The following is a 10669-nucleotide window of genomic DNA, read 5'->3' as shown; positions in this document are numbered from 1 at the left end:
GAAAATGACTTTGCTTTATCCCCTGACCAAGAATGGAATTGGTCAAACGACCTAAAGCTTGGAGGTGGTCATCTTAATTTAGTAGGAGGACATTTTATAGATATTTCTCAATGGTTATTTGGACCTATAAAGCAAATTCGAAAATCCAATTTCAGAATTGCAAAAAATGCTAGGAGGACCAGGGAAAGTCTCTTAAAAGCAGTAACAGCCGATGATTTGGCTCATCTAAACTTGGAATTTAATGACAACCTTACTGGTAAAATTGTAGTCAGCCAGATGAGTAAAGGAAAAAACGAAATGATTTTTTTGATAGAAGGCAATAAAGGTTCTATAAAGATTGATTCCCAAAATAAATTGTTTTTAAAAAATAAGCAGGGAAATGATTTCAGTGAAATCCCAGTATCAAATGAAACAAAATCAATTTTCACAGGCTCTGACAATAATCTGTTTACCATTGGCACTTATTATTTAGGAAAAAGCATCATAGATCATCTCAATGGTTTCAAAAGGGAATTCCCGACCTTAAAGGATGCGTTAAACAATCAAAAAATAATTGAGAAGGCTTATCAAACCTTAGGATGACTCTCTCCCCCGGCATTGAGTTTAAACCGAGACCCTAGTGACTTAAAGGGTTCTAGATTCTTATTTACATTAGAAAGAGATAGAATTAATATTTGCTCCTTTTTAAGTACCTCAACCGTTAGCCCTTATAAAATTGAGAAAACATAAACTATTTATTCAAAACTCATTAATTGGATAAAACCCTTTTCGTTTTTACGAGTAGTTTCCCATGCTCCCACCTCCTTTCCTAAATGCTGCCAACTGAAATGGGATTTAATATAGACCTGTTATTCTTTAACCATTTTCTTTATTAATTGTAGGTTAGATTTTATTTAAAAATTCCACTCAGGGATTAGGGTTTTATCTTGTCTGATAAATATACTTACGAGTGCACCCAAAATATTTACCGGTAATGCTACAATGAATTCTTACGCATTAAAAAAACTTGTAAACCCATAACATTTATATCATGAAATCACACTTACTTTCCCGGATCAGTGTTTTGTTGCTATTTATTTTTTTTGGCTGTGAAATGCACAAGGATTATTCAGACCCAGAATCATCAGTTGAACCTTTTCCCGATGATAATGTAAGTAATGAGAAATACAAAGATTATGAGGAGAACCCTTTTATAAAGGTATCCGATCAGGCTATTTCAACTTTTTCTGTTGACGCTGATGGAGGGTCTTATGCCAATATGAGAAGATTTTTATATTTAGGACAAACTCCCCCTTCAGCATCGGTAAGAGTTGAAGAATATATTAATTATTTCACTTTTGATTATAAGGAGCCCACTGATGGTGAAAATGTTTCTCTGGAATCTGAGGTATCAACTTGTCCCTGGAATGAAGATCATTATTTAATGAGAGTAGGGATGAAAGGTATTACCATTCCCGAAAATGACCTACCTAATTCTAATTATGTTTTTCTCATTGATGTTTCTGGCTCAATGGATTCACCGGATAAACTGGAAATTCTAAAATCAGGGTTCAAAACGATGGTCGACAATTTAAGAGATCAAGATAAGATTGCCATTGTAACCTATGCAGGAGAAGCCGGTGTCCTATTGAAGTCCACTCACGGGGATCAAAAAGGTAAAATAAAAGACGCCATAGATAAATTAGGGGCTGGGGGTTCAACTGCAGGTGCAGCCGGAATAACGACAGCCTATGAAATTGCAAAGGAAAATTTTATCCCTGATGGAAATAATCGTGTGATTCTGGGATCGGACGGGGATTTTAATGTTGGCCCTTCCTCTACGGAGGAACTTATCACCTTAATTGAGGAAATGAGAGAATCAGGAATATATCTTACAGTCCTTGGTGTGGGAGATGGTAATCTAAATGACCATATGATGGAGCAGATTGCCAATAAGGGAAATGGAAATTACGAATACATTGATAATGCTGCACAAATTCAAAAAGTATTCAACCATGAGATTGGTAAATTTTATACAGTAGCCAAGGATTCAAAGATTCAAATTACTTTTAACCCTAATATGGTTGAGTCCTACCGATTAATTGGATATGAGAACAGGAGTCTTAATGAGGATGATTTTGCTGATGATGCAAAGGATGCTGGGGAAATAGGTTCCTCTCAAACTATTACAGCTCTTTACGAGGTGATTTTATTGGATGTCTTGAATAGTGAGCAATATGCCCAATTTGATTTTCGGTATAAAAAACCAAATGAAAGTCAAAGCAGGCTTTTAAGTCATGAAATTAAAATGACACCTCAGGAAATAAATTATGCCACCGAAAACATGAAATTTGCAGCTGCCATAACAGGATTTGGACTATTAATGAAAGAATCAGAATATAAGGGAAACGTTTCAAAGCAGATGATTTTAGACTTAGGAAATGAATCTACAAGTTTTGATCCTTTTGGTTATCGAAAAGAATTTCTCGAATTAGTAAGTAACTGGTCGGAATAAAAATTACCCAAATAAGAGTGATTAGAATAAAATAATTAAAAGCCAAAGGTTTGATCTATTAGCCCGAATGATCAAATACCCCAAAGTGCGCCGCAAGGCGTACTTTTTTGTTACTGACTTTTTTTTAGAAATGAATACCAAATAGGTAATTAGGTACTGCTTTAAGCAATCAACTTACACTACAAAATTTGATCAAAAGAGCACTTTCCTAAAAAGAGATTTCCATGAAATGGATGAATTACATACCTTTGCCAGATTCTGGTTTTAGGAATTAATATTTAAGATATTAAAATATGCAACAAATAAATCGTGTCATCCTGCTCGTTTTGGACAGCGTGGGAATAGGTTTTTCGGAGGATGCAATAGATTTTGATGACCTGGGGGCAAATACCTTGGGACATATTGCCGATGCAGTGGGGCTTCAGGTTCCGAATATGGAAAGATTAGGTTTGGGAAATATTGCCCCTCTAAAGGGGATTAGGCCGACCGAAAATCCCCAAGGTGCTTTTGGAATGGCAAAGGAGCAATCCAAAGGAAAGGATTCCACCACAGGACACTGGGAAATTGCTGGACAAATCCTGGATGAGCCCTTTCCAGTCTACCCAAATGGGTTTCCGAAAGAAATTATTTCAGAGTTTGAAGCCAAATGTGAGCGCAAAACTCTGGGTAATAAAGTGGCTTCTGGTACTGCTATTATCCAAGAATTGGGTGAGGAGCATGTTCATTCAGGTAATTTGATTGTCTATACTTCTGCGGATTCGGTTTTTCAGATTGCTGCTCACGAGGAGGTAGTTCCAATTAAGGAGCTTTACCGGTATTGCCAAATTGCTCGTGACATGCTAAAAGTGGGTCGTGTAATTGCCCGCCCATTTGTGGGAGAGAAAGGTGATTATACCCGAACTGCAAACCGCCGCGATTTTTCTTTGGAGCCAGGAGAAAACATTCTAAGTAAATTACACGAAGCTGGGCAAGAAGTGATTTCTGTTGGAAAGATTTATGATCTTTTCGCAGGTAAAGCCATTTCCCAATACAAAAAAACAGCTTCCAATGATGAGGGAGTTAAGGAAACTCTTGCATTTATCAAAGAAGAAAGTAAGGGGTTGATCTTTATAAACCTAGTTGACTTTGATACTCTCTATGGGCATAGAAGGGATGTTTTGGGTTATAAAAATGCTTTGGAAAGATTTGATCAACAATTACCGGATTTAATGGCCGCTTTAAAGGATGATGATTTATTAATCATCACAGCAGACCATGGAAACGATCCAATTTTTAAAGGAACTGATCATACTCGGGAACATGTCCCTATATTAGTTGCAGGAAAAAAGGTAAAGCCAATCGACCTTGGACTTCGACATAGTTTTCAAGATATTGGAGCAACTGTGGAGGAGATCCTTTTAGGAAATAGTATAAAGGGAAGCTTTGCACAACAAATTTTAAAATAATAAATGTTTTCAGTTTTTAATCTAGAAAAATAAGAGATGAGTATTCATATAGGAGCCAAAGAAGGAGAAATAGCAGAAAAAGTACTTTTACCTGGAGATCCCTTGCGAGCAAAATTAGTGGCTGACAATTTTTTGGAGGATGTCCACTGTTATTCCGAAGTAAGAGGGATGTTTGGGTATACAGGATATTACAAAGGAAAAAGAGTTTCTGTACAAGGGACAGGAATGGGAATCCCATCTTTCTCTATTTATGGCCATGAGCTAATTAACGAGTACGGGGTGAAAAAAATGATCAGAATCGGTAGTTGTGGCTCTTATCAGGAAAAGGTGAAGTTAAATGATTTGGTATTGCCAATGGCCACTTCCACAACTTCTTCTTTGAATAAAAATATTTTTCAAGGTTGTGATTTTGCCCCTGTAGCTGATTTTGATTTGCTTTTGGCAGCCAAGCAACAAGCAGAAAAAATAGGTGCAGATGCTCATGTAGGAAACGTTTTGACGGTAGACGCTTTTTATGAAGAACCCGATGCGTGGAAATTGTGGGCTAAATACAACGTATTAGGGGTGGAGATGGAAGTTACTGCCTTATATACACTTGCCGCACGATTTGGGGTCAGTGCTCTTGCCATTTTAACTGTGAGTGATCACTTTATCAGTCAGGATAAATTAACGGTGGAAGAAAGACAAAACTCCCTTAATAAAATGATTGAGGTGGCATTAGAGGTAGTTTAATTCGTGGTTCAAGCTGATTAATAAAAAAAATAAAAGGAAAGGGTGCAAAAAATTGTACTCTTTCCTTTTATTATTTATTCCCAAGCCCTTTTCAATTAAGTCCAAAAAGTGAAAGGTTATTCAACCCACAATCGATTTTCATTCCAAATTCCTCCCAAAATTAAAAACAAGATACTTTACTTCAGGATTTCTTGAATAAACACCATTTTAAGAGTAATTTCCCGTTTACTTTACAATATGCTATTAATTCGAGATCATGCTAGAAAACCTTAAAAGCCTGGATGAACAACTTTTTCTTTGGCTCAACAGCTTACACACCCCCGTATTGGACCCTTTAATGGCTTGGGTTACTGGCACAAAAGAATGGATTCCATTTTACTTGTTATTATTAATTTTTTTGATTTGGAAATACAAATGGCAGGCAATCTATATGGTAGTGGGAATAGCCTTGGTTATAACTGCCTGCGATCAATTCACCTCTTCATTTATGAAACCTTTCTTTTCCCGCTTAAGGCCCTGTTATAATCCCGATATTCAGGAGTTCATTCATTTAGTAAAAGGTTGTGGTGGAAAATATGGATTCGCCTCCTCTCATGCAGCCAATACTTTTGGTCTTGCTACCTTTTTCTGGCTAATTATTCGAAATCGCTTTTCCTGGGCTAAATACTTTTTTGTCTGGGCAATAATTGTTTCTTACAGCCGAATCTACATGGGGGTTCATTACCCTGGCGACGTCATCACCGGAGGATTAGTTGGCATATTTTTTGGCTATCTGATTTTTAAAATTTATGAAAAAGTACTTCCTACCAACTCGATTAAAAACAATGAAAAGATAATGGCGAAGAGTTAATATTTCAGAATTATCTTATAAGGAAAATTGAAAAATGGATTTTCATCCTTTTCATTATTCAATTTTTTGCACTAAAACATATGGAGCTTGGACAAAAAATTCCCTTTGAAAGAGACTCCAATGGGAATTTCTCTACCTTTTATTTTTATTTTTGATTCCTCCACAGACTCAATTTGATTGATATTAATGATATAAGAACGGTGAACCCGCACAAATGACCCTGTTGGAAGTCTTTTCTCTATTCCTTTCATGGTAAAATGTAAAATATGCTTTCTTGTATGCGTATGTAAAATCACATAATCGGCCCATGCTTCCACAAAAAGTACTTCTAGAAGGTTGATCCTTATTCTCCTTCCTCCTTCCTTTATAAAGACATTGCTTATTTCCTGGCTATTCACTCTCCTTTCCTCCCATTTATTTCTAACCTTATCCACGGCCTTCAAAAATCTATTGTATTGAAAAGGTTTAAGCAAATAATCTATCACTTGAAGATCAAAAGCCCTTAAAGCATGATCTTTCTCAGCAGATACAATAATAACATCCATGGGCTCACAAATAAATTCTAACAAATCAAACCCAGACATCTTAGGCATATTGATATCCAAAAAAATCAAATCTATAGGTTCCTTTTTCAAAATCTTTACGGCATCCATCGCACTTTCTGCCTCCTTTTGAAAACTTAAAAATAAAGTTTGATCCACAAAATATTTCAAGGTTTGCCTTGAAACGACTTCATCATCAACAATTAAACATTTAATATTAATTTGGGAAGTCATTGGAGAGATCTATGCTTTTGAAAATTATTATGAATGGAAAAAAGAAATCCTTATAAATATACAAAATCACCCTTACAAAACCATTATTATCAATAATCAATCCAATAAAAATACAATTTTACCATCCTTCTCATAAAAAGATTGGCACACGAATTGTTTAAGCTAAACTGTTCGAACATTATTATATTTTTTAATAACAGGCCGGTCTCATTGTGGAAGAAAACGACAGGGTTTTAAGAAGAATGAATAGCTTAAAATAAAATTCATTAATACCCTAAACAATCATTTAGTCGTATTCCATTTTTCAGCTGAATTTAATCTTTTCCAAAGAAAGTCCACTTTTAACTTTTAATTGAACCTGCGATGAGAAATTTAAATAACTTAACTAAATATACCTTTTTAGCTATATTTTCTTTTTCTATTCTGGCCTTATATAGCTGTAAAAACGAAAAGGAAGATGTGGAAAGTGAAACAGAGGTAGGACTTAGCCGATTTCAGGTTAGCCTGGTTGATTCTCCTGCTGATTACGAAGAGGTAAATATTGACATTCAAGACGTTTTGATAAATAGAGCCTCAGATGAGGATGACGGTTGGGAGAGCTTACAGAATGTCCAACCTGGTATATACGATTTATTGGAATTAACCGCTGGAAATGAGGCAATTTTAACTGACTCGGAGATTGCTGCAGGAAAAATAAACCAGATTAGATTGGTTCTTGGTGAAGAAAATTCTGTAAAAATTGATGGAGAAATTATTCCCCTTAGCATACCAAGTGCAGAAGAAAGTGGTCTGAAATTAAATCTTCATGAAGAATTAGCCGAAGGGGTAACATACAAACTACTATTAGATTTTGATGCAGCCCTTTCAGTTATAAAAAATGGGAACTCCGGAATATATACCCTTAAACCTGTAATTCGCACTTCAACGGAAGCAGAAAGCGGTAGTATCAAAGGAATAATATCTCCCGCTGGAGAAAATGCCGTCATCTATGCTGTAAAAGGGGAAGAAGAGGTAATTAGCACCTACCCGGATGAAAATGGTCAATTTATCATTAGAGGGGCCGAACCTGGTATTTATGAAATCCGAATTGAGATCCCTTCCGAGGGTGCTACAGACGAAACAGTTATCACAATTAAGGATGTAGAGGTTTTATTGGGAGAAGTTACTGACATTGGAGGAGTTGAGCTTCATCCCTAAATTTTCAGAAAAAAAGGTATCTACCCATTCCAAGAAGATACCTTTTTTTATCAATCTTTTCTTTGCAGAAGCCTTTGCACGTATTTTCCAATAATATCAAACTCTAAATTTACCGTATCTCCTTCTTTTAATTGTTTAAAATTGGTATGCTCAAAGGTATAAGGAATAATGGCCACTGAAAAACCATTATCTTTTGAATTAAAACAAGTAAGGCTTGTGCCATTGATGCATATTGAACCTTTTTCCACCGTCACATTGCCCGTTGATGGATCATATTCAAATGTAAACAGCCAACTTCCATGTTGTTCTTCAACTTTTACTACCTTTCCTATCTGATCTACATGTCCTTGAACCACATGACCATCAAATCGTCCATTCATGGGCACGCATCTTTCCAAATTAATTAAATCCCCCTTTTTTAGTTCTCCCAGGTTAGTCTTTAACAAAGTCTCATTTATGGCGGTTACAGTATAACGCTGTTCATGAATGGCTGTCACCGTTAAACAAACCCCATTGTGAGCAACACTTTGATCAATTTTTAATTCAGGAGCAATTATACTTTCAATTTCAAAATGAACATTGCTTTCTTCTTTAACCACTCCTACCACCCTTCCGGTGGTTTCAATTATTCCGGTAAACATATGGCTATTCTTTTATTTGTCGCAAAGATAAAATCCATAAAATTAAAGACAAAAGAGGCATAAAGATCTTAGTAAGTTACCCCCTTGAATTATTACAATAAATTTCCCAAAAAACTGTCAAAACGACATTTATAAGGATTTATCTTGTTAAATTTACGTTTTATTAGGTGAGAAAATAAGAATCAAAAAGAACTTTTAAAATGTTGGAAGACAGCTACAAGCATAAAGGAATGAGAAATGCCTTGGTAAAAGAAATCAGTTCCAAGGGAATAAAAGACGAGAGGGTCCTTGCTGCTTTTCTAACAGTTCCGAGACACTATTTTTTTGAAAAAGCCTTTTTGGAACACGCTTATCAGGATAAAGCATTTCCCATTGGTGAAGGCCAAACCATCTCACAACCCTATACAGTGGCCATAATGACCGAGCTTTTAAAAGTACAGGAAGGAGATAAAGTGTTGGAAATTGGTACAGGTTCGGGTTATCAGGCTTGTATTTTAGAAGCTATGGGAGCAGAGGTTTATACAATTGAATATAATAAAGTTTTATACGAACGTGCCTTGCATTTTCTCCCCAAGATTGGATATAACCCCACAATTCTATGTGGGGACGGATCTGAAGGAGTTCCCCAATATGCGCCATATGATAAAATAATTGTTACCGCAGGGGCACCAACCGTCCCTTCTGCTTTAATCGACCAACTGAAAGTAGGGGGAGTTTTAATCATTCCTGTAGGAAATCGTTTAAGCCAAAAAATGATTCGGATCATTAAGGAAACTGAGACCAAATTAATTAAAGAGGAACATCATAATTTTTGTTTTGTTCCCCTTTTAGGTAAATCGGGCTGGAAATAAGAGTACACAAAATTATTTCTGAAAAATGATAAAAAATTAAATTTGAATTTAGCCTTTAATTCCCATTTTTATTTTTAAAAGTAGCCCTACAACCCATTAATATTCTCAATCCCCTTAACTTTATAAACTTCAGAGTTTTGCCTATTTTGAAATGAAATAACTCAGGGAATCAGTTGTGAGGAGAAAACCCTATATTTGCGAAAAAAATGAAGATATGCCAAAGAACAGTAAACCCGTAAGAGAATCAAAAGTTATCATGACAGAATTGGTGCTACCCAATGACACCAATCCACTAAATAATCTAATGGGGGGCCGCCTGATGCACTGGATGGATATTGTATCTGCTATTGCCGCCCAACGTCATTCCAACAGAGTAGTGGTAACTGCATCCGTCGATAACATTTCTTTTTCTCAACCCATTGCCCTTGGAAATGTGGTCACCCTAGAGGCGAAAGTAACTCGGGCATTCCACTCTTCCATGGAAGTGCATATTGTGGTAACCAGTGAAAATCTTAATAGCGGAGAAAAATTCGAAAGTAATCGGGCATTCTTTACTTTCGTGGCAGTGGATCAATCTGGGCGCCCTATTAGCATACCAGAAGCAGTTCCTGAAACTGCAGAAGAAAAAGAACTTTATGACGGGGCTTTAAGAAGACGACAACTACGGCTTATCTTAGGGAAAAGAATGAAGCCAGAAGAAGCCAATGAGTTAAAGGCCATTTTTAAACTGGAAGAAGAAAAAGTTAAAAAATAAATAATTAAGAGCTTGTTTAGATATTTTTTTTAGAAGCTAAAATGGATTTTTGAGAGGTTGATTGAGGTCCTTTTCTAGTTCGTAGCCGAAGGTTACGGGCGAAAAAAGAAACAAAAATCAGGCTTTTCAAAAACCATTTGAAGCCGATAAAAATTTCAAAAATGTTCCAAGAATGAATAGTGAAAGGTGATTATTAGAGACATAGGAATTTGCGTCATCCAGAAATCTGCAACTTCAGGATTAGGGACTATCACTTAACTATTCCTTTTCTTAAGGCCGTTGGGCAAGGGATTAATGGGGAAAAGCATGAAAAAAGGTTAGATTGATCCAAATATAGAAAATAAAAACACCTGGTTAACAAGCTTAAATTAGATATTATCCCAACATTGGAAAAGCCATATTTATGAGTTTACAAAAGAGTTTTCTACCTTTATTCATTCAGGAACCAATTTATGTTTTTGACGAAGACCCACATCAAGAAATCTTAAATAAAGAAGAACTCCCTAGCAGTCCAGCCTCATCAGCAATACTCAAAGAACAATATGAAAATGCTGAAGGAAGCTTAAATCAATCTTTTTCAAGAGAGAAAAAGAGAGAAACCCTTTCCTTTAAGGGAGAAAACAAAAAAAGAATATTGGTTGCTTCAGAAAAAATGTCTTTGGAAGAGGAATCCCTGTTTTCAAAAATCCTCCAATCGGTGAAACTCACCTACTCCGATATTGCCTTGGTTCAAATCCATTCAGAAAAGGACCTTGAAGGATTAAACACTATTGAATACAACATTTTTCTCTCTTTTGGGGTGCAATCTCAGGCATTTCCAGATTCACAGATAAACTTCTATAACATTTACCTAAAAGAGAAAAAAAGATTTCTGCTAGTAGATAAACTGGAAAACCTTGCAAAGGATAATAATAAAAAAGCCCAATTAT

11 protein-coding genes are annotated in these 10669 nt (G+C 35.9%); 9 read left to right on the top strand and 2 right to left on the bottom strand.

From position 1 onward, the window contains the following. From E1171_RS23910 to E1171_RS16140, 5 genes are all read left to right on the top strand, one after another. A partial coding sequence (locus tag E1171_RS23910) for a Gfo/Idh/MocA family oxidoreductase (RefSeq protein WP_187696499.1) occupies positions 1-582 on the top strand: 582 nt, incomplete at its 5' end. Positions 583-1030: 448 nt separating this feature from the next. Next, positions 1031-2494 carry a vWA domain-containing protein gene (locus tag E1171_RS16155; protein WP_155207087.1) on the top strand — a complete coding sequence of 488 codons (1464 nt, stop codon included), beginning with the start codon at positions 1031-1033 and terminating at the stop codon, positions 2492-2494. A 293-nt stretch (positions 2495-2787) separates the two neighbouring features. Further along, positions 2788-3939, top strand: coding sequence for a phosphopentomutase (locus E1171_RS16150; protein ID WP_155207086.1), 1152 nt, complete (start codon positions 2788-2790; stop codon positions 3937-3939). Positions 3940-3975: 36 nt separating this feature from the next. Continuing rightward, positions 3976-4671, top strand: coding sequence for a purine-nucleoside phosphorylase (gene deoD / locus E1171_RS16145; protein WP_155207085.1), 696 nt, complete (start codon positions 3976-3978; stop codon positions 4669-4671). Positions 4672-4927: 256 nt separating this feature from the next. Then, positions 4928-5521 (top strand): phosphatase PAP2 family protein, encoded by a 594-nt coding sequence (locus E1171_RS16140; RefSeq protein WP_155207084.1) that lies wholly within the window; start codon positions 4928-4930, stop codon positions 5519-5521. Positions 5522-5592: 71 nt separating this feature from the next. On the opposite strand, the gene E1171_RS16135 is transcribed toward E1171_RS16140, so the two are convergent. Next, the gene (locus E1171_RS16135; protein ID WP_155207083.1) at positions 5593-6297 is read right to left on the bottom strand and encodes a LytR/AlgR family response regulator transcription factor; all 705 of its coding nucleotides are present in this window, start codon (positions 6295-6297) and stop codon (positions 5593-5595) included. A 363-nt stretch (positions 6298-6660) separates the two neighbouring features. Here E1171_RS16135 and E1171_RS16130 point away from each other — a divergent pair, with 363 nt between their 5' ends. Further along, positions 6661-7494, top strand: a complete 834-nt coding sequence (locus tag E1171_RS16130; RefSeq protein WP_155207082.1) for a DUF4382 domain-containing protein — start codon at positions 6661-6663, stop codon at positions 7492-7494. A 50-nt stretch (positions 7495-7544) separates the two neighbouring features. On the opposite strand, the gene E1171_RS16125 is transcribed toward E1171_RS16130, so the two are convergent. After that, positions 7545-8135, bottom strand: a complete 591-nt coding sequence (locus E1171_RS16125) for a riboflavin synthase (protein WP_155207081.1) — start codon at positions 8133-8135, stop codon at positions 7545-7547. A 200-nt stretch (positions 8136-8335) separates the two neighbouring features. On the opposite strand from E1171_RS16125, the gene E1171_RS16120 reads away from it, so the two are divergent. The 3 genes from E1171_RS16120 to E1171_RS16110 form a co-directional block, all read left to right on the top strand. Further along, positions 8336-8986 carry a protein-L-isoaspartate(D-aspartate) O-methyltransferase gene (locus tag E1171_RS16120; protein ID WP_155207080.1) on the top strand — a complete coding sequence of 217 codons (651 nt, stop codon included), beginning with the start codon at positions 8336-8338 and terminating at the stop codon, positions 8984-8986. A 214-nt stretch (positions 8987-9200) separates the two neighbouring features. Then, entirely contained in the window at positions 9201-9740 is a 540-nt protein-coding gene (locus tag E1171_RS16115) for an acyl-CoA thioesterase (protein ID WP_155207079.1), read from the top strand. A gap of 403 nt (positions 9741-10143) precedes the next feature. Further along, positions 10144-10669 (top strand): DNA polymerase III subunit psi (locus tag E1171_RS16110; RefSeq protein WP_155207078.1); only part of this gene is annotated, 526 nt, incomplete at its 3' end.

It is taken from the genome of Xanthovirga aplysinae (genome assembly GCF_009711365.1).
Classification (GTDB): Bacteria; Bacteroidota; Bacteroidia; order Cytophagales; family Cyclobacteriaceae; genus Xanthovirga; species Xanthovirga aplysinae.
The sequence above is the reverse complement of the archived record's forward strand: the minus strand, read 5'-3'. Positions and strand labels throughout refer to the sequence as shown.

Excerpts from the sequence above, each read along its gene's own strand:
- E1171_RS16155 (WP_155207087.1), top strand. The coding sequence starts at position 1,031 with ATGAAATCACACTTACTTTCCCGGATCAGTGTTTTGTTGCTATTTATT.
- E1171_RS16150 (WP_155207086.1), top strand. The coding sequence starts at position 2,788 with ATGCAACAAATAAATCGTGTCATCCTGCTCGTTTTGGACAGCGTGGGA.
- deoD (WP_155207085.1), top strand. The coding sequence starts at position 3,976 with ATGAGTATTCATATAGGAGCCAAAGAAGGAGAAATAGCAGAAAAAGTA.
- E1171_RS16140 (WP_155207084.1), top strand. The coding sequence starts at position 4,928 with ATGCTAGAAAACCTTAAAAGCCTGGATGAACAACTTTTTCTTTGGCTC.
- E1171_RS16135 (WP_155207083.1), bottom strand. The coding sequence starts at position 6,297 with ATGACTTCCCAAATTAATATTAAATGTTTAATTGTTGATGATGAAGTC.
- E1171_RS16130 (WP_155207082.1), top strand. The coding sequence starts at position 6,661 with ATGAGAAATTTAAATAACTTAACTAAATATACCTTTTTAGCTATATTT.
- E1171_RS16125 (WP_155207081.1), bottom strand. The coding sequence starts at position 8,135 with ATGTTTACCGGAATAATTGAAACCACCGGAAGGGTGGTAGGAGTGGTT.
- E1171_RS16120 (WP_155207080.1), top strand. The coding sequence starts at position 8,336 with ATGTTGGAAGACAGCTACAAGCATAAAGGAATGAGAAATGCCTTGGTA.
- E1171_RS16115 (WP_155207079.1), top strand. The coding sequence starts at position 9,201 with ATGCCAAAGAACAGTAAACCCGTAAGAGAATCAAAAGTTATCATGACA.